At 36.4% G+C, this 20,065-nt stretch carries 38 protein-coding genes and 1 rRNA gene; all 39 read left to right on the top strand.

Going from position 1 to position 20,065, the window contains the following annotated elements; translation table 11 throughout:
* Window positions 1-50 precede the first annotated feature (50 nt).
* A complete protein-coding gene (rpsJ, locus tag J2Z80_RS07255; protein ID WP_013296976.1) occupies window positions 51-359 on the top strand; it encodes a 30S ribosomal protein S10 in 309 nt (102 codons plus the stop codon).
* A 55-nt stretch (window positions 360-414) separates the two neighbouring features.
* Window positions 415-1,044 (top strand): 50S ribosomal protein L3, encoded by a 630-nt coding sequence (gene rplC, locus J2Z80_RS07260; protein ID WP_192403297.1) that lies wholly within the window; start codon window positions 415-417, stop codon window positions 1,042-1,044.
* Between the two features lie 17 nt (window positions 1,045-1,061).
* Window positions 1,062-1,682: a 50S ribosomal protein L4 gene (gene rplD / locus J2Z80_RS07265; RefSeq protein WP_209453802.1), complete on the top strand. Its 621-nt coding sequence runs from the start codon at window positions 1,062-1,064 to the stop codon at window positions 1,680-1,682.
* Window positions 1,682-1,975, top strand: coding sequence for a 50S ribosomal protein L23 (rplW, locus tag J2Z80_RS07270; RefSeq protein ID WP_192403333.1), 294 nt, complete (start codon window positions 1,682-1,684; stop codon window positions 1,973-1,975). The genes rplD and rplW overlap by 1 nt, the downstream gene beginning before the upstream one ends.
* A 25-nt stretch (window positions 1,976-2,000) precedes the next feature.
* Window positions 2,001-2,831, top strand: coding sequence for a 50S ribosomal protein L2 (rplB, locus tag J2Z80_RS07275; RefSeq protein WP_192403301.1), 831 nt, complete (start codon window positions 2,001-2,003; stop codon window positions 2,829-2,831).
* A gap of 21 nt (window positions 2,832-2,852) precedes the next feature.
* Window positions 2,853-3,134 (top strand): 30S ribosomal protein S19, encoded by a 282-nt coding sequence (rpsS, locus tag J2Z80_RS07280; RefSeq protein ID WP_209453803.1) that lies wholly within the window; start codon window positions 2,853-2,855, stop codon window positions 3,132-3,134.
* 17 nt (window positions 3,135-3,151) lie between these two features.
* Window positions 3,152-3,484 (top strand): 50S ribosomal protein L22, encoded by a 333-nt coding sequence (gene rplV / locus J2Z80_RS07285; protein ID WP_209453804.1) that lies wholly within the window; start codon window positions 3,152-3,154, stop codon window positions 3,482-3,484.
* A gap of 14 nt (window positions 3,485-3,498) precedes the next feature.
* Complete coding sequence (gene rpsC, locus J2Z80_RS07290) at window positions 3,499-4,164, top strand: 30S ribosomal protein S3 (RefSeq protein ID WP_192403305.1); 666 nt, start codon at window positions 3,499-3,501, stop codon at window positions 4,162-4,164.
* A gap of 2 nt (window positions 4,165-4,166) precedes the next feature.
* Window positions 4,167-4,601, top strand: coding sequence for a 50S ribosomal protein L16 (gene rplP / locus J2Z80_RS07295; RefSeq protein ID WP_192403307.1), 435 nt, complete (start codon window positions 4,167-4,169; stop codon window positions 4,599-4,601).
* Window positions 4,591-4,794, top strand: a complete 204-nt coding sequence (rpmC, locus tag J2Z80_RS07300) for a 50S ribosomal protein L29 (protein ID WP_013296985.1) — start codon at window positions 4,591-4,593, stop codon at window positions 4,792-4,794. The genes rplP and rpmC overlap by 11 nt, the downstream gene beginning before the upstream one ends.
* 15 nt (window positions 4,795-4,809) lie before the next feature.
* The gene (rpsQ, locus tag J2Z80_RS07305; protein WP_013296986.1) at window positions 4,810-5,064 is read left to right on the top strand and encodes a 30S ribosomal protein S17; all 255 of its coding nucleotides are present in this window, start codon (window positions 4,810-4,812) and stop codon (window positions 5,062-5,064) included.
* Window positions 5,065-5,083: 19 nt separating this feature from the next.
* On the top strand, window positions 5,084-5,452 hold the full coding sequence (gene rplN / locus J2Z80_RS07310) for a 50S ribosomal protein L14 (protein WP_192403309.1): 369 nt from the start codon (window positions 5,084-5,086) through the stop codon (window positions 5,450-5,452).
* A 13-nt stretch (window positions 5,453-5,465) separates the two neighbouring features.
* Complete coding sequence (gene rplX / locus J2Z80_RS07315; RefSeq protein WP_209453805.1) at window positions 5,466-5,789, top strand: 50S ribosomal protein L24; 324 nt, start codon at window positions 5,466-5,468, stop codon at window positions 5,787-5,789.
* A 19-nt stretch (window positions 5,790-5,808) separates the two neighbouring features.
* A complete protein-coding gene (rplE, locus tag J2Z80_RS07320) occupies window positions 5,809-6,348 on the top strand; it encodes a 50S ribosomal protein L5 (protein ID WP_192403313.1) in 540 nt (179 codons plus the stop codon).
* 13 nt (window positions 6,349-6,361) lie between these two features.
* Window positions 6,362-6,547 carry a type Z 30S ribosomal protein S14 gene (locus J2Z80_RS07325; protein ID WP_132774215.1) on the top strand — a complete coding sequence of 62 codons (186 nt, stop codon included), beginning with the start codon at window positions 6,362-6,364 and terminating at the stop codon, window positions 6,545-6,547.
* Between the two features lie 10 nt (window positions 6,548-6,557).
* The gene (gene rpsH / locus J2Z80_RS07330; protein ID WP_192403335.1) at window positions 6,558-6,956 is read left to right on the top strand and encodes a 30S ribosomal protein S8; all 399 of its coding nucleotides are present in this window, start codon (window positions 6,558-6,560) and stop codon (window positions 6,954-6,956) included.
* Window positions 6,957-6,978: 22 nt separating this feature from the next.
* Window positions 6,979-7,518, top strand: a complete 540-nt coding sequence (rplF, locus tag J2Z80_RS07335) for a 50S ribosomal protein L6 (protein ID WP_192403315.1) — start codon at window positions 6,979-6,981, stop codon at window positions 7,516-7,518.
* A gap of 11 nt (window positions 7,519-7,529) precedes the next feature.
* A complete protein-coding gene (gene rplR / locus J2Z80_RS07340; RefSeq protein ID WP_209453806.1) occupies window positions 7,530-7,895 on the top strand; it encodes a 50S ribosomal protein L18 in 366 nt (121 codons plus the stop codon).
* 14 nt (window positions 7,896-7,909) lie between these two features.
* Complete coding sequence (gene rpsE, locus J2Z80_RS07345) at window positions 7,910-8,413, top strand: 30S ribosomal protein S5 (protein WP_192403319.1); 504 nt, start codon at window positions 7,910-7,912, stop codon at window positions 8,411-8,413.
* A gap of 10 nt (window positions 8,414-8,423) precedes the next feature.
* A complete protein-coding gene (rpmD, locus tag J2Z80_RS07350; RefSeq protein WP_013296995.1) occupies window positions 8,424-8,609 on the top strand; it encodes a 50S ribosomal protein L30 in 186 nt (61 codons plus the stop codon).
* Between the two features lie 12 nt (window positions 8,610-8,621).
* A complete protein-coding gene (rplO, locus tag J2Z80_RS07355; RefSeq protein WP_132774212.1) occupies window positions 8,622-9,062 on the top strand; it encodes a 50S ribosomal protein L15 in 441 nt (146 codons plus the stop codon).
* A complete protein-coding gene (gene secY, locus J2Z80_RS07360) occupies window positions 9,063-10,319 on the top strand; it encodes a preprotein translocase subunit SecY (RefSeq protein WP_192403321.1) in 1,257 nt (418 codons plus the stop codon).
* Window positions 10,320-10,334: 15 nt separating this feature from the next.
* On the top strand, window positions 10,335-10,985 hold the full coding sequence (locus tag J2Z80_RS07365; RefSeq protein ID WP_192403323.1) for an adenylate kinase: 651 nt from the start codon (window positions 10,335-10,337) through the stop codon (window positions 10,983-10,985).
* The gene (gene map, locus J2Z80_RS07370; protein WP_192403325.1) at window positions 10,985-11,731 is read left to right on the top strand and encodes a type I methionyl aminopeptidase; all 747 of its coding nucleotides are present in this window, start codon (window positions 10,985-10,987) and stop codon (window positions 11,729-11,731) included. Before J2Z80_RS07365 ends, map begins: the two co-directional genes overlap by 1 nt.
* A gap of 12 nt (window positions 11,732-11,743) precedes the next feature.
* Window positions 11,744-12,016, top strand: a complete 273-nt coding sequence (locus J2Z80_RS07375) for a KOW domain-containing RNA-binding protein (RefSeq protein WP_209453807.1) — start codon at window positions 11,744-11,746, stop codon at window positions 12,014-12,016.
* Window positions 12,017-12,032: 16 nt separating this feature from the next.
* Window positions 12,033-12,251: a translation initiation factor IF-1 gene (gene infA / locus J2Z80_RS07380; RefSeq protein WP_013297001.1), complete on the top strand. Its 219-nt coding sequence runs from the start codon at window positions 12,033-12,035 to the stop codon at window positions 12,249-12,251.
* Window positions 12,252-12,266: 15 nt separating this feature from the next.
* Window positions 12,267-12,380, top strand: coding sequence for a 50S ribosomal protein L36 (rpmJ, locus tag J2Z80_RS07385; RefSeq protein WP_002509257.1), 114 nt, complete (start codon window positions 12,267-12,269; stop codon window positions 12,378-12,380).
* Between the two features lie 11 nt (window positions 12,381-12,391).
* Entirely contained in the window at window positions 12,392-12,760 is a 369-nt protein-coding gene (gene rpsM, locus J2Z80_RS07390) for a 30S ribosomal protein S13 (RefSeq protein ID WP_209453808.1), read from the top strand.
* Between the two features lie 14 nt (window positions 12,761-12,774).
* The gene (gene rpsK, locus J2Z80_RS07395) at window positions 12,775-13,167 is read left to right on the top strand and encodes a 30S ribosomal protein S11 (protein WP_015310900.1); all 393 of its coding nucleotides are present in this window, start codon (window positions 12,775-12,777) and stop codon (window positions 13,165-13,167) included.
* Window positions 13,168-13,179: 12 nt separating this feature from the next.
* The gene (gene rpsD / locus J2Z80_RS07400) at window positions 13,180-13,800 is read left to right on the top strand and encodes a 30S ribosomal protein S4 (protein WP_209453809.1); all 621 of its coding nucleotides are present in this window, start codon (window positions 13,180-13,182) and stop codon (window positions 13,798-13,800) included.
* Window positions 13,801-13,841: 41 nt separating this feature from the next.
* Entirely contained in the window at window positions 13,842-14,792 is a 951-nt protein-coding gene (locus tag J2Z80_RS07405; protein WP_245301204.1) for a DNA-directed RNA polymerase subunit alpha, read from the top strand.
* A gap of 12 nt (window positions 14,793-14,804) precedes the next feature.
* Window positions 14,805-15,143, top strand: coding sequence for a 50S ribosomal protein L17 (gene rplQ, locus J2Z80_RS07410; RefSeq protein WP_209453810.1), 339 nt, complete (start codon window positions 14,805-14,807; stop codon window positions 15,141-15,143).
* Between the two features lie 89 nt (window positions 15,144-15,232).
* Window positions 15,233-16,078, top strand: a complete 846-nt coding sequence (locus tag J2Z80_RS07415; RefSeq protein WP_209453811.1) for an energy-coupling factor transporter ATPase — start codon at window positions 15,233-15,235, stop codon at window positions 16,076-16,078.
* Window positions 16,063-16,920, top strand: coding sequence for an energy-coupling factor transporter ATPase (locus tag J2Z80_RS07420; RefSeq protein ID WP_209453812.1), 858 nt, complete (start codon window positions 16,063-16,065; stop codon window positions 16,918-16,920). Before J2Z80_RS07415 ends, J2Z80_RS07420 begins: the two co-directional genes overlap by 16 nt.
* Window positions 16,913-17,719 (top strand): energy-coupling factor transporter transmembrane component T family protein, encoded by an 807-nt coding sequence (locus J2Z80_RS07425; protein ID WP_209453813.1) that lies wholly within the window; start codon window positions 16,913-16,915, stop codon window positions 17,717-17,719. Before J2Z80_RS07420 ends, J2Z80_RS07425 begins: the two co-directional genes overlap by 8 nt.
* An 11-nt stretch (window positions 17,720-17,730) precedes the next feature.
* Window positions 17,731-18,465, top strand: a complete 735-nt coding sequence (truA, locus tag J2Z80_RS07430) for a tRNA pseudouridine(38-40) synthase TruA (protein ID WP_209453814.1) — start codon at window positions 17,731-17,733, stop codon at window positions 18,463-18,465.
* 101 nt (window positions 18,466-18,566) lie between these two features.
* Entirely contained in the window at window positions 18,567-18,995 is a 429-nt protein-coding gene (gene rplM, locus J2Z80_RS07435) for a 50S ribosomal protein L13 (RefSeq protein ID WP_209453815.1), read from the top strand.
* Window positions 18,996-19,010: 15 nt separating this feature from the next.
* Window positions 19,011-19,403, top strand: coding sequence for a 30S ribosomal protein S9 (rpsI, locus tag J2Z80_RS07440; RefSeq protein WP_209453816.1), 393 nt, complete (start codon window positions 19,011-19,013; stop codon window positions 19,401-19,403).
* Window positions 19,404-19,756: 353 nt separating this feature from the next.
* Window positions 19,757-20,065, top strand: a 16S ribosomal RNA gene (locus J2Z80_RS07445); the annotation flags it as partial.

The following is a 20,065-nucleotide window of genomic DNA, read 5'->3' on the forward strand; positions in this document are numbered from 1 at the left end:
ATGAGTGTATCTGGAATTAATGATTGTTCATATAGAAGGAGGGGAAAATTATGCCCAAACAGAAAATTCGCATAAGATTAAAAGCTTTTGACCATATGGTTTTAGATCAATCTGCTGAGAAAATAGTTGAAACAGCAAAAAGAACAGGCGCAGAAGTATCGGGACCGATACCACTTCCAACAGAGAGAGATGTAATTACAATATTGAGAGCGCCACACAAATACAAAGATTCAAGAGAACAGTTTGAGACGAGAACACATAAAAGGCTTATTGACATATTAAGTCCAACACCAAAGACTGTAGATGCATTAATGAGATTAGATTTACCTGCTGGTGTTGATATAGAGATAAAATTATAATAAATAATAAGAAATTATGACGCGGAAGCGTCCGATGATTTCAGGAGGGTAGAAGATGAAAAAAGCAATACTTGGCAAAAAACATGGAATGACTCAGATATTCGTAGGAAATGAAATGATACCAGTCACAGTTGTAGAAGCAGGTCCATGTGTAGTTGTTCAAAAGAAGACTAAAGAAAATGATGGATATGATGCTATACAAGTTGGTTTTGGCGATGTAAAGGAAAAAAGGCTTATAAAACCGTTAAAAGGCCATTTTACAAAAGCTAATGTACCATTTAAAAAGTATCTGAGAGAATTCAGATTAGATGATATATCATCATATGAGGTTGGCAGTGAAATAAAGGTTGATATATTTTCAGCCGGTGATAGAGTAGATGTAACTGGTACATCTAAAGGAAAAGGATTTGCAGGCGTAGTAAAAAGATACAATGCAAACAGAGGACCTATGTCCCATGGTTCTAAATACCACAGAAGACCAGGTTCTATGGGTGCAAGCTCAGATCCTTCAAGGACATTTAAAGGCAAGAGATTGCCAGGTCATATGGGAAATAAGAGAGTAACGGTACAGAATCTAGAAGTAGTAAAAGTAGATCCTGAGAAAAATTTGCTGCTTATAAAAGGTTCGGTGCCAGGAATCAGAGGCTCACTTCTTATGATAAGGGATACTGTTAAAAGCAAGTAATGAAAGGAGGAAAATCGATGCCGAAAGTAACAGTTTATAATATAAATGGTGAACAAATTGGTGAAATGGAATTGAGTGATAATGTTTTTGGTGTTGAAGTGAATGTACCTGTTATGCATGAAGCTGTCTTAAATTATTTGGCAAATCAAAGGCAAGGTACTCATTCAACAAAAAGACGTGGCGAAGTTAGAGGTGGCGGTATTAAGCCGTGGAGGCAAAAAGGCACAGGAAGAGCTCGCCAAGGAAGTATAAGGGCACCACAGTGGATTAAAGGTGGTGTTGTTTTTGGTCCGAAACCAAGAGACTACAGTTACAATATACCGAAAAAGGTTAAAAGGCTTGCGCTAAAGTCAGCATTGTCTTCAAAAGTTAGAGATAACGAAATAATTGTAATTGATGATATAAACATTGATGAACCAAAAACTAAAAAAGTCGTCGATATGCTGAAAAAATTTAATGTTAAAAATGCATTAATTGTTATTCCTGAAGGCAAAGAGAATGTGGTACTATCATCAAGAAACATACCGAATGTTAAGGCAGTGTATGCAAATAGTTTAAACACATATGATGTATTAAAATATGACAGATTTATAATAACAAAAGATGCTGTCAATAAAGTTGAGGAGGTGTATGCTTGATGGATCCTAGAGATGTAATATTAAGACCGGTTATTTCAGAAAAAAGTATGAATTTAATGAGTGAAAGAAAATACACCTTCATCGTAAATAAGAATGCAAATAAGATTCAAATAAAACAAGCTGTTGAGGAATTGTTTGGTGTTGATGTAGAAAAAGTCTATACAATGAATTATATTGGTAAGTTAAAAAGAGTAGGGAGAAATGTCGGTAGAACCAGCAGTTATAAGAAGGCTATTGTTAAATTAAAGCCTAACAGCAAAGGCATTGAATTCTTTGAAGGATTGCAAGCTTAATACAGCAATTTAAGGAGGGAAAACAATGGGAATTAAAAAATACAATCCTACTTCACCTGGTAGAAGGCAAATGACTGTCTTGACATTTGAAGAAGTAACAAAAGATAAACCGGAAAAATCCTTGACAGTCAGTCTCAACAAAACAGGTGGACGTAATGTATATGGCAGGATTACTGTCCGTCACCGTGGCGGCGGTCACAAAAGAAAATACAGGATCATAGATTTTAAGAGAGATAAAGACGGTGTACCAGGCAAAGTAGCTTCAATTGAGTATGATCCAAATAGGTCAGCTTATATTGCACTTATTCATTACCTTGACGGTGAAAAAAGATATATTATTGCACCATATGGATTAAAAGTTGGTGACATAGTAGAATCTGGTGAAAATGTTGATATAAAAGTTGGCAATGCACTTCCGCTTTACAACATTCCAGTTGGAACATTTATTCACAATATTGAATTAGTAGCTGGAAAAGGTGGCCAATTGGTGAGAGCAGCTGGTTCAATGGCACAGTTGGTAGCGAAAGAAGGAGACTATGTACAAGTAAGAATGCCATCTTCGGAAGTAAGATGGATTAGATCGAACTGTAGGGCGACGATTGGACAAGTGTCTAATTTAGATCATGAAAATGTAACAATTGGTAAGGCTGGTAGGTCCAGATGGCTAGGAATTAGGCCGACAGTCAGAGGTTCGGTTATGAACCCAGTTGATCACCCACACGGCGGTGGTGAAGGAAAGGCTCCTATAGGACATCCAGGGCCAATGACTCCATGGGGTAAACCAGCTCTTGGTTATAAGACACGTAAGAAAAACAAGTCTACTAACAAAATGATTGTAAAAAGTCGTAAAGCTTAGTTGGGAAGGGAGGCTATAATTTTGAGTAGATCCTTAAAAAAAGGCCCGTATGTTGACGAGAAGCTATTAAAGAAAATAGAAGAAATGAACAAGAAAAACGAGAAAAAAGTTTTGAAGACATGGTCAAGGAGTTCCACTATATTTCCTCAGATGGTTGGTCATACTATAGCTGTACATGATGGAAGAAAGCATGTGCCTATATACATTACAGAGGATATGGTTGGTCATAAATTAGGAGAATTTGCTCCAACACGTACATTCCACGGCCATACAGATACTGAAAAGTCTTCAAAAGTTCAATAGGCAAAGGAGGTAATAGTGTGGAAGCGAAGGCAGTTGCAAAATATGTAAGAATTTCACCACAAAAAGCTGGCCTTGTTATGAACATGATACGCGGGAAAGATGTCAATGAAGCATTAGCGATATTAAAGTTTACTCCAAATAAAGCAGCTGGCATTGTAGAAAAAGTATTAAAATCAGCGATTGCAAATGCTGAAAATAATTTTGGGCTTGATAGAGATAATCTGTATGTGGCAAAAGCTGTGGCAGATCAGGGTCCAATAATGAAGAGAATGATGCCAAGGGCGATGGGTAGATCAAATTTGATGAGAAGAAGAACGAGTCATATAACAGTAGTTGTCGATGAAAAATAAGAAGGAGGGATAAAATGGGTCAAAAGATTAATCCTCGTGGCTTAAGAGTTGGTATATCACAAGATTGGGATGCAAAATGGTTTGCAAAGGATAAAGATTTCAGTGATCTTTTGATAGAAGATATAAAGATAAGAGATTTTATTAAAAATAAGATTTATGCTTCGGGTGTTCCGAAAATTGAAATAGAAAGAGCTGCAAATAGAATAAAGATTGATGTATATACTGCGAAACCAGGAATGGTAATAGGAAAAGGTGGCGCAGGAATTGAAGGATTGCGGCAGGAAATTGAAAAAATGACTAATAAGAAGGTCATCATAAATATTGTTGAAGTAAAGAATCCAGAACTTGATGCCCAATTAGTAGCTGAAAATATTGCTTCACAGTTAGAAAGAAGGATCTCATTTAGAAGAGCCATGAAGCAGTCAATATCAAGAGCAATGAAACAAGGTGCTAAGGGTATAAAAATAGCATGTTCTGGGAGATTGGCAGGTGCAGAGATTGCTCGCACTGAAAGATATCATGAAGGTGTCGTGCCCCTTCAAACATTAAGGGCAAATATAGATTATGGATTTGCAGAAGCAAATACTACTTATGGCAAGATCGGCGTTAAAGTTTGGATTAACAAAGGAGAGATATTGCCACAGCCGAAGAAACAGGTAACAGCGGAAGGAGGCAAATAATCATGTTAATGCCTAAAAGAGTTAAATATAGGAAACAACAAAGAGGCAGGATAAAAGGCAATGCCACAAGAGGAAATACAGTAAGCTATGGAGATTACGGTTTACAAGCACTTGAAGGTGGATGGATAACAGCAGTACAGATAGAGGCTGCCAGAGTAGCAATGACAAGGTATATAAAGAGAGGCGGAAAAGTTTGGATAAAGATTTTCCCAGATAAGCCTGTAACAGAGAAACCTGCAGAAACACGTATGGGTTCTGGCAAAGGATCACCTGAGTACTGGGTAGCTGTTGTAAAGCCAGGCAGAGTGCTTTTCGAGATAGCTGGTGTAAGTGAAGATGTTGCAAGGGAAGCTTTAAGATTAGCTAAACATAAACTGCCTATTAAAACGAAGTTCATAAAACGTGAAGAATTGGGTGGTGAAGAGAATGAAGGCTAAAGAGATTAGAGAACTGACTGACGAGGAATTATTGCAGAAGCTTTCCGATTTAAAGGGAGAACTTTTTAACCTTAGGTTTCAACTTGCCACTGGTCAATTAGATAATCCCATGAGGGTGAGAGATGTTAGGAAGTCTATCGCGAGAATAAAGACGATCTTGAGAGAAAGAGAACTTGGTAAGTTGAATGCATAGAAAGGAGGATTTAAATTGGAAAGAGGCATGAGAAAAGTTAGGATAGGAAAAGTTGTCAGCAACAAAATGCAGAAGACGATAGTTGTTGCTGTTGAAGATAGAATAAGGCATCCACTGTATAATAAAATAATAAGGCGTACAAAGAAATTCAAAGCTCATGATGAAAACAACCAATGTAATATTGGTGATGTAGTGAAAATTATGGAAACTAGGCCTTTAAGCAAGGAGAAAAGATGGAGGCTTGTCGAGATAATTAAAAAGGCAGAATGACTGAAAGGAGGTATTTGAGATGATACAGCCTCAAACGATATTAAAAGTTGCAGACAATACTGGTGCTAAAGAGATTATGTGTATACATTTGATGGGTGGTTCAACTAGAAAGTTCTCAAATATAGGTGATATAATAGTAGCTTCTGTCAAAAGTGCAACACCCGGAGGTGTTGTAAAAAAAGGCGATGTAGTCAAAGCTGTTATAGTAAGAACGAAAAAGGGTGTAGCAAGAAAAGATGGCACGTATATAAGATTCGATGATAATGCTGCTGTTATAATAAAAGATGATCTACAGCCTAGGGGAACTCGTATTTTTGGACCAGTTGCCAGAGAATTAAGGGAAAAAGATTTTATGAAGATAATTTCACTTGCACCGGAAGTTCTATAAGGAGGTGTAACAATTGAAGAGAAAAAAACTTCATGTAAAAACAGGCGATATAGTCACAGTGATTTCAGGTCAAGATAAAGGGAAGAAAGGTAAAGTGTTAAAAGCGTTTCCAAAGGAAGGCAAAGTTATTGTTGAAGGTGTAAATGTAGTTACAAAACATAGAAGAGCACGCGGACCACAGGATCAAGGTGGGATAATACATCAAGAAGCACCTATTTATGCGTCAAAAGTCATGTTATTTTGCAACAGCTGTGGAACTGGCGTGAGATATGGTGTTAAAATTCTTGCTGATGGTGAGAAGATAAGATACTGCAAAAAGTGTGGAGAGACATTGTAAGAGTGAAAGGAGGTATATCATGGCAAGGCTTAGAGATAAATATATAAACGAAGTAGTACCTGCTCTTATGGCAAAGTATTCTTATAAAAACATAATGCAAGTACCGAAATTAGAAAAAATAGTTTTAAATATAGGACTTGGTGAAGCAAAAGAAAATCCAAAAGTAATAGAAGCTGCTTCTAATGACTTGGCGGTAATAACAGGTCAGAAACCAGTAGTTACAAGGGCAAAAAAATCAATAGCAAATTTCAAGATACGTGCAGGCATGCCTATAGGTGTTAAGGTGACATTAAGAGGCGAAAGAATGTATGAATTCGCTGATAAGTTATTCAATGTGGCATTGCCAAGGGTTAGGGATTTTAGAGGTCTTCCGACAAAATCTTTCGACGGCAGAGGAAATTACTCATTTGGCATAAAAGAACAGCTTATATTCCCTGAAATTGATTATGATAAAATTGATAAAGTAAGAGGAATGGATATCATATTTGTAACGACAGCTAAGAATGACGAAGAAGCGAGAACACTCTTGGAGCTTATGGGAATGCCGTTTGCAAAGTAAAGGAGGTATATAAATGGCCAGAAAGGCATTGATATTGAAGCAAAAAAAGACCCCTAAATTTAGTACAAGAGCATATAACAGATGTAAAATTTGTGGGCGACCACATGCATATATCAGGAAATATGGAATATGCCGTATTTGTTTTAGAGAATATGCTCATCAAGGCATTATTCCAGGCGTAAAAAAGGCAAGCTGGTAAGAGGGGAGGTATTGAAATGACAGATCCAATAGCAGATATGCTTACACGTATAAGAAACGCAAACATAGTTAGACATGAAACAGTAGAGATACCAGCATCAAATACAAAAAGAGCAATAGCAATGCTTATGCTTCGTGAAGGGTTTATTAAAGCAGTAGAAGAAATAGATGATGGTAAACAAGGTATTTTAAAGATTACACTTAAATATGGGCCAAATAAAGAAAGAGTTATATCAGGCCTTAAAAGAATAAGCAAACCAGGCTTGAGGGTTTATGCAAAAAGCAATGAAATTCCAAGAGTCTTAGGTGGCCTCGGCATGGCAATCATATCAACATCTAAGGGAATAATGACAGATAAAGATGCTAAAAAAGAGGGTGTCGGAGGAGAAGTTCTCTGCTATATCTGGTAATTCAAAATAGGAGGTGTGAAGTGTGTCTAGAATAGGGAAACAACCAGTAGATATTCCAAAGGATGTAACAGTTACAGTTAATAATAATCATGTTGTAGTAAAGGGACCAAAGGGTACTCTTGAAAGGGATTTTCCAAACCTAGTTAATATATCTGTAGAAGATAATAAAGTCGTTGTGACAAGAAACGGCGATAATAAAGAAGCAAGAGCTATGCATGGGACAACTAGAGCTTTGATTCAAAACATGGTGAAAGGTGTAAGTACTGGATATGAGAAAAGCCTTGAGATTGTTGGTGTAGGATATCGTGTTGCAAAGCAAGGCAAAAAAATTGTTTTAACAGTTGGCTATTCTCATCCAGTAGAAATAGAAGAAGAACCGGGTATTGAATTTGCAGTTGATGGAACAAATAAGATTACAGTGAAAGGCATTGACAAACAAAGAGTCGGTGAGGTAGCTGCAAATATAAGGAAAGTAAGACAGCCAGATGCTTACAAAGGAAAAGGTATCAGGTATGTTGGAGAACATGTAAGGCTAAAAGAAGGCAAAACAGGTAAGAAGTAAGGGGTGATAATATGATATCAAAAATAGACAGACGATTGACACGGAAAAGGCGCCATCTAAGAGTAAGAAAAAAAATTTCTGGAACAAGCGAAAGGCCTAGACTTAGCGTGTACAAAAGTTTAAGCCATATATATGCGCAGCTTATTGATGACGTAAATGGTGTTACTTTAGCACATGCTTCCACATTAGATCCAGAATTGAAGAATATTGCCAAAGGTGCAAATAAAGAGTCAGCAAGATTAGTAGGGAAATTAATTGCAAAAAAAGCTCTTGAAAAGGGAATTAAGGATGTTGTTTTCGATCGCGGTGGATATATATATCATGGTACGATAAAAGAATTAGCAGATGCTGCAAGAGAAGGCGGTTTGAATTTTTAATAAGGAGGGAAATCATGGCACGTATTGATATATCAAATCTTGATTTAAAAGAAAAAGTTGTAAGTTTAAATCGTGTTGCAAAAGTTGTCAAGGGTGGAAGGAATTTCAGATTCAGTGCAACTGTAGTTGTTGGAGATTCCGAAAAAGGTTATGTTGGTGTTGGAACCGGGAAATCCGCAGAAATTCCTGAAGCAATCAGAAAAGCAGTCGAAGATGCTAAAAAACATCTTATAAAGGTTCCAATAGTAGGAACTACAATTCCACATGACACGATAGGAGTTTTTGGAGCCGGGAAAGTTTTGTTGAAACCGGCTAAGGAAGGTACAGGAGTAATTGCTGGAGGACCTGTGCGTGCTGTACTTGAATCAGCAGGAATTAAGGACATATTGACAAAATCCTTAGGCTCAGCTAATTCTACAAACATGGTATATGCAACAATTGAAGGATTGAAATCATTAAAGACAGCAGAGGAAGTAGCAAAATTACGTGGAATTCCTGTTGAGCAATTGCTTGGATAGGAGGATTGAAATGGCAAAATTAAAAGTTACTCTGGTGAGAAGTACTATAGGACGTGAGAAATCACAAATAGATACTGTAAGAGCATTGAAATTGAGAAAAATAGGAAGTAGTTCGGTTTTAGATGATACGCCACAAGTAAGAGGTATGATTAACAAGGTTAAACACCTAGTAAGTGTCGAAGAAGTAAATGAATAGGAGGTGTGGACATTGAGACTTCACGATTTAAAACCTGCTGAAGGTGCAAGAAAAGAAAGAAAAAGAGTTGGCAGAGGTATTGGTTCGGGATTAGGAAAAACATCTGGACGTGGACATAAAGGTCAGAAGGCTAGAAGCGGTGGAAATATAAGGCCAGGCTTTGAAGGTGGGCAGATGCCTTTAACAAGACGCTTACCAAAGAGGGGATTTACAAATATCTTTAAGAAGGAATACGCTATTGTCAATTTAAGCTTGCTTGATAATTTTGAAGATGGAACTGTTGTAACTCCAGAGCTTTTAATCGAGAAAGGGATTATCAAAAAAATCAAAGATGGCGTAAAAATTTTGGGCTCAGGTGAACTTAATAAAAAATTAACTGTAAAAGCGCACAAGTTTAGTAAATCTGCTGTAGATAAAATAGAATCCGTAGGGGGAAAGGCAGAGGTGATATAAATGCTAAAGACCCTTGTCAATGCATGGAAGGTTGCGGACATCAGAAAAAAAATAATCTATACAGTAATGATGCTTTTGATATTTAGACTTGGATCACATATACCAGTACCTGGTATTGATCCAAATCAAATCAAAAATATTCTTGGACAAGGAACACTTTTTGGATTTTTTGATATAATTTCAGGTGGTGCATTCCGCGATTTTACGATTTTTGCCATGAGCATTATTCCGTATATTAACGCTTCAATTATAATGCAGCTACTAACTATAGCTATACCTTCATTGGAGCAAATGGCAAAAGAAGGTGAAGAAGGAAGGAAAAAAATTGCGCAGTATACTCGCTATATGACAGTAGTACTTGCATTAATTCAGGCTATAGGAATGACAATAGGCTTAAGAGGTGCAGTAATTAATCCTAGTTTTCTGAATTTAACAATAATCGTTATAACATTGACAGCGGGTACATCATTCTTAATGTGGCTAGGTGAAAGGATAACTGAAAATGGTGTTGGAAATGGCAGCTCTCTTATAATTTTTGCTGGTATTCTAGCCAGAATACCAAACATGATTTATATTACAATACAGTATGTAGGTGCTGGAACAGCTAACATATTTGGTGCTATAGCCTTCTTGATTGTCATACTCGTTATGATTGTCTCAATCATATTGATGTCAGAAGGGCAAAGAAGAATACCTGTTCAATATGCGAAAAGGGTAGTAGGTCGTAAAGTATATGGAGGACAATCAACTCATATACCATTAAGAATAAACATGGCTGGTGTTATTCCTCTGATATTTGCGCTTTCACTTCTGCAATTTCCACAGCAGATAGCTACATTTTTCCCTAAATCAGCATTTTACGCTTTTACAGAGAAATGGCTTGGAACAAATGGATGGATATATAATGTATTGAATGTTCTCCTTATAATATTCTTTACTTACTTCTACACAGCGATAATATTTAATCCTGTAGAAATTTCCGACAATATGAAAAAATATGGTGGGTTTATTCCAGGTATTAGGCCTGGAAAGCCAACGACGGATTTTATTACGAGGGTTATGAATAGAGTGACATTTGTAGGTGCAGTATTTTTAGCTGTTGTTGCGGTACTTCCTGTGATAATGATGAATGTCACTGGTTTACAATTATACTTTGGCGGTACGGCATTGCTGATCGCTGTTGGTGTGGCACTAGAAACTATGAAGCAAATAGAAGGACAGCTCATAATGCGTAACTACCAGGGATTTTTAAGATAGTCAGGGGGAAAATATATGAGAATCATATTGTTAGGACCACCTGGAGCTGGAAAAGGAACACAGGCGGAAAGCATAACGAGGGATTATAAAATACCTCATATTTCAACTGGCGATATCTTTAGGTACAACATTAAAAACAACACTGAACTTGGCAAATTAGCAAAGCAGTACATCGATAAAGGGATGCTGGTACCAGATGATGTGACAAACAAGATTGTCGAAGACAGGCTATCGAAAGATGATTGCAAAGATGGTTTCTTGCTTGATGGGTATCCGAGAAACGTTGTACAGGCTGAGTCTCTTGGCAAATACCTAGGGAATAAAAATCTTAAAATAGATCATGTCTTAAATATAATAGTTGACAGAGATGAACTAGTAAAGAGGCTTAGTGGTAGAAGAGTGTGCCCATCGTGTGGTGCAACATATCATATTGTCACAAAGCCGCCAAAAGTGGAAGGAATTTGCGATAACTGCGGTGAAAAATTAATTCAAAGAATGGACGATAACATCGAATCTGTTTTAAAGCGCTTAGAAGTATATGAAGATGAAACAAAACCTCTAGTGGAGTATTACGGCAAATTGAATTTGATTCGCAATATTGATGGAAATAAACCTGTTAATGAAGTTTATAAGGAGATACAGGCATTAATAGGAGACGAAGTTTAATGATATATATTAAATCTGATAGTGAAATAGCTTTGATGAGATATGCTGGAAAAGTTACAGGAGAAGTTTTAAATCTTTTAGAAAAGTATATAAAGCCGGGTATAACCACCAAAGAACTTGATGAGATAGCTGAAGATTATATAAGAAGTAAAGATTGTATACCGGCTTTTAAAGGACTTTATGGCTTTCCAGCTTCAATATGTGCATCAATTAATAATGAAGTTGTCCATGGTATACCAGGTTTAAGAAGGCTTAAGGAAGGCGATATTATTAGTATAGATACTGGTGCGATATACCATGGATTTAATGGTGATGCGGCGAGGACTTTTGCAGTCGGAAGGATTAGTGATAATCTCAGAAAATTAATAGATGTGACAAAACAAAGTTTTTTTGAAGGCATAAAATTGGCAACGGAGCAACACAGACTTTCTGATATATCAAATGCTATACAGATTTACGTAGAAAAAAATGGTTTTTCGGTAGTCAGGGAATATGTAGGTCATGGAATTGGCAAAAAAATGCATGAGGACCCTCAAGTACCAAATTATGGTCCGCCGGGAAGAGGGCCGAGATTAAAAAGTGGCATGACTCTTGCTATTGAACCAATGGTTAATGAGGGAAGATATGATGTAAAGATTGAGGATAATAATTGGACAGTTGTTACAGTGGATGGTAGTCCATCTGCTCATTATGAAAATACCATAGTTATAACAAATGGAGAGCCTGAAATTTTAACATTAGTTTAAGAGGTGAATTTAATGGATGATACCTCAATAGGGCGAATAGTTAAGTCAAAGGCTGGTAGAGATAAAGACAGAATCTTTATAATAGTTGGAGTTGCCGATGAAAAACATGTGCTTATAGCTGACGGTGATTTAAGGAAGATTGAAAAGCCGAAAAAGAAAAAATTGATTCATCTTCAAAAGTATAATGAAGTAGACGAAACAATAAGAGAAAAGATATTAAAAGGTGAAACTGTTACAAATGCTGAGATAAAAAATGCTTTAAAACAGTTTAAGTGTGGAGAATAAGGAGGGTTTGATATCCTTGGCAAAAGATGATGTTATCGAAGTTGAAGGTAAAGTTATAGAAGCTTTACCAAATGCGATGTTTCAGGTGGAACTTGATAATGGACACAGAATCTTAGCACACATATCGGGTAAACTTAGAATGAATTTTATCAGGATTCTACCTGGTGATAGAGTTACGCTTGAATTATCCCCATATGATTTAACAAGAGGCAGAATTGTATGGCGAGGCAAGTGATAAGGAGGTATAATAATGAAAGTAAGGCCATCGGTTAAACCGATTTGTGAAAAATGCAAGGTTATTAAAAGAAAAGGTAAGGTAATGGTAATTTGCGAAAATCCTAAACACAAGCAAAAACAAGGTTAGGAGGTGGGAAAATGGCAAGAATTGCTGGCATTGATTTACCAAGAGAAAAACGCGTTGAAATAGGATTGACGTATATTTATGGGATAGGACGTTCTCGCGCAAATGAGATCTTAGCAAAAGCAGGTGTAAATCCTGATACTAGGGTAAAAGATTTAACAGAAGATGAAGTGTCAAGACTTAGAGACATCATCGATAAAGAGTATAAAGTTGAAGGTGATTTAAGAAGAGAAATATCTCTAAACATAAAAAGACTTATAGATATAGGATGTTATAGAGGAATAAGGCATAGAAAGGGCTTACCAGTACGTGGGCAAAGAACAAGAACAAATGCGCGTACAAGAAAAGGTCCAAAGAAGACTGTTGCGAAGAAGAAGAAATAATAAGGAGGGAAATTATGGCAAAAAAGGTTAAAAGAACAGCTAAACGCCGCGAGCGCAAAAATGTTGAACGTGGTGCCGCACACATACATTCAACATTTAATAATACAATAGTTACGTTGACTGATATGGCAGGCAATGCATTAGCATGGTCAAGTGCAGGAACGTTAGGATTTAAAGGTTCTAGAAAATCTACTCCATATGCAGCACAGATGGCAGCAGAAACAGCAGCTAAAGCTGCAATGGAACATGGACTTAAAACTGTAGATGTATATGTAAAAGGTCCTGGTGCAGGCAGAGAGGCTGCAATAAGAGCTTTGCAAGCTGCTGGGTTAGAAGTAAGTCTTATAAAGGATGTCACACCGATTCCACACAATGGGTGCAGACCACCTAAGAGAAGAAGAGTATAAGGAGGTGCAAAAATGGCAAGGTACACAGAATCTACATGTAAATTATGCCGTAGAGAAGGCATGAAATTATTTTTAAAAGGCGATAAATGCTATACTGAAAAGTGCCCATTTGCAAGAAGACCATATGCTCCTGGACAACATGGACAAAATAAGAAGAAGCTTACAAACTATGGTACACAGTTGAGAGAAAAACAAAAGTTGAGAAGGTATTATGGAGTTCTAGAAAGACAGTTTGAAAGATACTTTGAGGAAGCAGAAAGAATGAAAGGTATAACTGGTGACAATCTTTTACAACTTCTTGAAAGAAGACTTGATAATGTAGTGTATAGATTATCTATAGCGTCTTCAAGGGCTCAAGCAAGGCAATTTGTATCACATGGTCATATTCTTGTAAACGGGAGAAAGGTTGACATACCTTCGTATTTAGTAAAAGCAGGTGATGTAATATCTGTCAAAGATAGCAGCAAGTCGTTAGAAGTTATTAAAAATAATGTTGAGGCATCTACAAATATACCGGATTGGTTAGATTTTAATAAGGATTCATTAGAGGGTAAAGTTTTATCTCTGCCAACAAGGGAACATATAGACTTACCAGTTGAAGAGCACTTGATTGTTGAATTGTATTCAAGGTAATAATCGGTTACCCTCATAAAAGTAAAAAAAGGAGGGTTTAAATGGTGATTGAAATTGAAAAACCAAAAATAGAGATAGTGGAGCAATCCAATGATGACACCTATGCTAAGTTTGTTATTGAGCCACTTGAACGTGGCTATGGGATAACGCTTGGCAACTCTTTGCGCCGTATGCTTTTATCATCACTCCCAGGTGCAGCAGCTAAGACAATTAAAATAGATGGGGTGTTACACGAATTTTCTACTGTTCCAGGCGTAAAAGAGGATGTTACTGAGATTATACTAAACTTGAAAGAGTTGGCAGTGAAATTATATACAGACGAACCAAAAATAGTGAGGATTGAAGCAGAAGGTAAAGGCGAAGTAACTGCAGGAGATATAATATCTGATGGCGATGTTGAGATAATGAATCCAGATCTTCATATTGCTACACTTAGCGATAATGGTAAATTAAATATAGAAATCGAGTTAGTTAAAGGAAAAGGATACGTTCCATCAGACAAAAATAAAGAACCGAATCAGCCGATAGGCATCATTCCGGTTGATTCTATATTTACTCCAGTTAAGAAAGTGAGCTATAATGTTGAAAATACTCGTGTTGGTCAGGTTACAGATTACGACAAGCTTACTATGGAAGTATGGACGAATGGAACTATAAGTCCTAAAGAGGCTATAAGTCTAGCTGCGAAAATACTGATCGATCATTTTAATTTATTTACATCATTTGCAGAAAATTATAATGATATGGAAGTTTTGGTTGAAAAACCAGAGAAAAAGACAGATAAACCTCTTGACATGACGATAGAAGAACTTGATCTATCTGTACGGTCATATAACTGCCTTAAAAGAGCAGGAATTAATACTGTTCAAGATTTAGTTCAAAAGACAGAAGAAGAAATGATGAAAGTTAGAAATCTTGGCAAAAAGTCTTTGGTGGAAGTTGAGCAAAAATTAAAAGCATTAGGACTATCGCTGCAAAAGAGTGAAGAGTAAGGAGGGCAGATAATGGGATACAGAAAATTAGGTCGACCACATGACCAGAGAAGAGCAATGTTGAGAAACCTTACAACTAGCTTTTTGAATTATGGAAGAATTCAAACTACAGAAGCCAGAGCCAAAGAAATAAGAAGCATTGCGGAAAAAATGATTACACTTGCAAAGAGGGGCGATTTGCACTCAAGAAGACAGGCTTTAGCATATTTAACAGATGAAACGGTAGTTAAAAAATTATTTGATGAGATTGCTCCTAAATATTCAGATAAAAATGGCGGGTATACAAGAATATTAAAACTTGGTCCTCGTAGAGGCGATGCAGCACCGCTGGTTATCATAGAACTTGTTTAGACTCAAAAGGGGTTAAGTTATCAATAAAACTTAACTCCTATTTTAATAGTCACAGCCAATTATTTTGCGGCTTAAAAGAAGGTGGTCATATGGAAAATATAATTATGGCAAGAGACCTTACATTTAGCTATGAGACTGGCAACGAAGAGAACAAAAAAAAGATTGTATTGAATTCATTAAACATTGATCTTGAGGAAGGAAAATTTATTGCCATTATTGGACACAATGGTTCAGGGAAATCTACACTTGCAAAACATTTTAATGCTCTTCTCATGCCAACAGAAGGGGATGTGTATGTCAATGGAATGAATACTAAAGATTCTGCACATGTATGGGATATAAGGCAGACTGCTGGTATGGTATTTCAAAATCCCGATAACCAATTGGTAGCAACGGTTGTGGAGGAAGATGTGGCTTTTGGACCGGAAAATTTAGGCATAGATCCGAAAGAAATTCGTAAGAGGGTGGACTTTGCATTAAATGCGGTAGACATGTTTAAATATAAAGATTCAGCACCACATATGCTTTCAGGTGGGCAAAAACAGCGAATAGCCATTGCCGGAGTCATAGCTATGAGACCTCAGTGTATCATATTAGATGAGCCAACTGCTATGCTTGATCCTATGGGAAGAAAAGAAGTAATAAATACAATACAGAGGTTAAATAAAGAGAATGGCATTACAATAATCTTAATTACACATTTTATGGAAGAAGCTGTTCTTGCCGATAGAGTAATTGTAATGGATGATGGAAATATTGCTCTAGATGGTACACCAAAAGAAGTATTTAAGGAAGTAAAAAAGTTAAAAGATTTGGGTCTTGATGTTCCTCAAGTTACAGAGTTAGCTTATAAACTGAAGCAAGAGGGGATAGATATACCTACTGAAATATTAACTGTTGATGAGATGGTGAGGTTTATATGTCAATACAAGTAGAAAATATTTCGTTTATTTACAATGAAGGCACCCCATTTGAGTCAGAAGCATTAAAAGACGTGAGTTTTACAATAGAAGACAACGAATTTGTAGGAATTATAGGACATACTGGTTCAGGAAAATCTACCCTTATACAGCACTTAAATGGCCTTTTAAAGCCAACATCTGGTAGAATAACAATAAATGGAATCGATATTACAAGTACAAAAAATTTAAAAAACATCAGAAGAGAAGTTGGAATTGTTTTTCAGTATCCGGAGCATCAACTATTTGAAGAGACAATATACAAAGACATTGCATTTGGACCATCTAATTTGGGACTTCCAGACGATGAAATAAAGATGAGAGTATTTGAAGCTATGAAGACTGTTGGGCTTGATGTAAGTATGAAAGACATGTCTCCTTTTGAATTATCTGGAGGTGAAAGAAGACGTGTTGCGATAGCTGGGGTTTTGTCTATGATGCCAAAAATATTGATATTAGATGAACCAACAGCTGGTCTTGACCCAAGGGGGAGAGATGAGATATTAGGCAAGATTAAAGAAATTCATGAAAAATATGAAATGACTACAATACTTGTGTCTCATAGCATGGAAGACATAGCAAAACTGGTAAATAAAATAATTGTCATGCATGAAGGAAAAGTATCGTTGATAGGTACTCCTAGAGAAGTTTTTAAAAATGTCGAAAAACTTGAGCAAATGGGACTTGGTGTGCCGCAAATTACTTATCTCATGAGAGATCTAAGAAAAAATGGGATAGAGTTGCCAGATGATATATTAACAGTTGATGAAGCGAAAAGATGCATACTGGAGTACCTTAGGGGTGTGAGAGATGCTTAAGAATATTACTATAGGCCAATATATACCAGGTGATACATTCATACATCGTTTAGATCCCAGAGTAAAAATAATACTTTCTATAATATTCATAATCTCATTATTTATAATAACAAAATTTTCGGGTTATGTATTTATCTTGTTATTTATATTAGGAAGCATATGTATATCGAAAATACCATTAGGTTACATTTTCAAAGGATTAAAACCGATTTTGGTAATTCTCATATTAACTGTTGGATTAAACATATTTTTCACTCCTGGTGGAATACTTCTTGCATCAATTGGTCCGCTTAAGATAACTTCTAATGGTGTAAGATTAGCGCTATTTATGGGATTAAGGCTCATATTTTTGATAGTTGGGACATCGCTTCTAACTCTTACAACATCTCCCATAGCATTAACAGATGGAATAGAAAGCCTTTTGAATCCTTTTAGACGCATTGGAATGCCAGCACATGAATTGGCTATGATGATGACTATTGCTTTACGCTTTATACCAACATTATTAGAAGAAACAGATAAAATAATGAAGGCACAAATTGCTAGAGGTGCTGACTTTGAAAGCGGTAATTTAATGAAAAGAGCGAAAAACTTGATTCCTCTGTTAGTGCCTTTGTTTATCAGTGCCTTTAGAAGAGCTGACGAACTTGCCGTTGCAATGGAGGCAAGGTGCTACAGAGGAGGTATTAATAGAACAAAATTAAAGCAATTAAAAGTAACAACAATAGATTATATAGCAATTTTAGTAACATCAATACTGGTAATAATACTCATATGGAATAGATTTTGGCCTTGGTGATGAGATTTAAAATGAGAAATATAGTATTAGTTATCGAATATGACGGTACAAATTATCACGGGTGGCAAATTCAGAAAAATGCTGTTACGATACAAGAAGTAATAGCAAAGGCAATAAAGAGAATAACACTGGAAGATGTAGATTTAGTTGGTTCCAGCAGAACAGATGCTGGTGTACATGCTTTATATCAAGTTGCTAATTTTATATCTAATTGCAATATACCTACATCAAAGATTCCTGATGCATTAAACAGCGTGCTTCCCAAAGATATAGTTATCAAAGATGCTTTTGAGGCAGATATGGATTTTCATTCTAGATATTCTGCTAAAGGTAAAAGATATAAATACATCATATACAACAGAAAAGTTAATTCTCCAATATATAGAAATTATAGCTGGCATATAAGTAAGAGCTTAGATGTAGAAAAAATGAGAGAATCACTTAAGTACTTAGAAGGTACACATGATTTTTCGGCATTTAAAGCAAGTGGAAGCTCTGTAAAAAGCCCTGTAAGAACTGTTCGCGATATTACTATTAAAAAAAATGGCTTTAATGTAGAATTTGAAATTGAAGCTGATGGGTTTTTGTACAATATGGTCAGAATAATTGTTGGTACAATTGTTGATGTAGGATTAGGTAAGATTAATCCCATCGACGTGAAAGAAATTTTAGACTCAAAAAATCGATGTATGGCAGGTAAAACTGCACCGCCACAAGGATTGTTTTTAACTAAAATATACTATTGACATGGGTGGTGCTGTGGATTAAAATTATATTATGTAAAATTATGCCCCGTTTATTGAAGAGTATGTTACTTAAGTATAAGTTTCTTAAGGAGGTAAATATAGTGAAATCATTCATGCCAAAAAAGAATGAAGTAGAAAGAAAATGGTATGTTATAGATGCCGAAGGAAAAGTGTTAGGCAGATTAGCTAGTCAAGTTGCAAAGATTTTGTCGGGTAAAAATAAACCTATATATTCGCCTAGTGTGGATACGGGTGATTATGTTATTATAATCAATGCAGATAAAGTAGTTTTAACAGGCAAAAAATTAGAGCAAAAGTACTTTAAGTATTACACAGGACATCCAGGTGGACTAAAATTGATACAGTACAAGACGTTGATGAGGACAAAGCCGGAGAAAGCGATTATCAGAGCAGTTAGAGGGATGCTTCCTAAAAATAAATTAGGTAGACATATGATTAAAAAACTCAAAGTTTATACTGGTCCTGAACATAATCATATGGCACAAAAACCAGAAAAACTTGACATATAAGGAGGGAAATAAGGAATGGCTACGATCCAATTTTTTGGCACAGGTAGAAGAAAAACATCTGTTGCACGTGTTAGATTAATTCAAGGGAAAGGCAACATAATTATAAATGGAAGATCTCTTGATGATTATTTTGGACTAGATACTCTGAAGTACACGGTTAAACAACCGCTTATATTAACTGAAAACATCGATAAGTTTGATGTGATTGCAAAAGTTGAAGGTGGTGGCTTATCAGGTCAAGCTGGTGCTATAAGATTAGGCATTACTAGAGCACTTATGAAAGCTGACAACGAATTAAGGCCTATACTTAAAAAAGCTGGCTTTGTAACGAGAGATCCAAGGATGAAAGAAAGAAAGAAATATGGTCTTAAAAAGGCGAGAAAGGCACCGCAATTCTCAAAGAGATAAAAAGGAGCGTTATATACGCTCTTTTTTATATGAGTTATTTATTGACTCGTTGAGAGTGTGAATATGACATAAAAACCTAGTAAAAAGCAGCAAATCAGCGAATTTTGAAAATAAATTGAGTTAACGACTGATAAACGGATTATTTAAAGGAAAGAAAAATTTGATATGAATTGTTTAATGTGATATATTATTACCTGTCACTGCGAGTGCAACATAAAAATAGTAGTAAAAAGCACTTGACAGAGAGAATCAAATGTGGTAATATAGACGATGTCGCGATAAGCGGCGAGAGAATGAACCTTGAAAACCGAACAGTGAGATAAAGCCAGTAAAGGAAGAAGAGAAAAGGATATAAACATGAGAGTTTGATCCTGGCTCAGGACGAACGCTGGCGGCGTGCCTAACACATGCAAGTCGAGCGAAGGGAGTACTACGGTACGAACTTAGCGGCGGACGGGTGAGTAACGCGTGGACAATCTACCCTGTAGACCGGGATAACACTGCGAAAGTGGTGCTAATACCGGATAATGTCGAGAAGCGGCATCGTTTCTTGAAGAAAGGAGAAATCCGCTATAGGATGAGTCCGCGTCCCATTAGCTAGTTGGCGGGGTAAAAGCCCACCAAGGCGACGATGGGTAGCCGGCCTGAGAGGGTGAACGGCC

This window comes from Thermoanaerobacterium butyriciformans (assembly GCF_017874545.1).
Classification (GTDB): Bacteria; Bacillota; Thermoanaerobacteria; order Thermoanaerobacterales; family Thermoanaerobacteraceae; genus Thermoanaerobacterium; species Thermoanaerobacterium butyriciformans.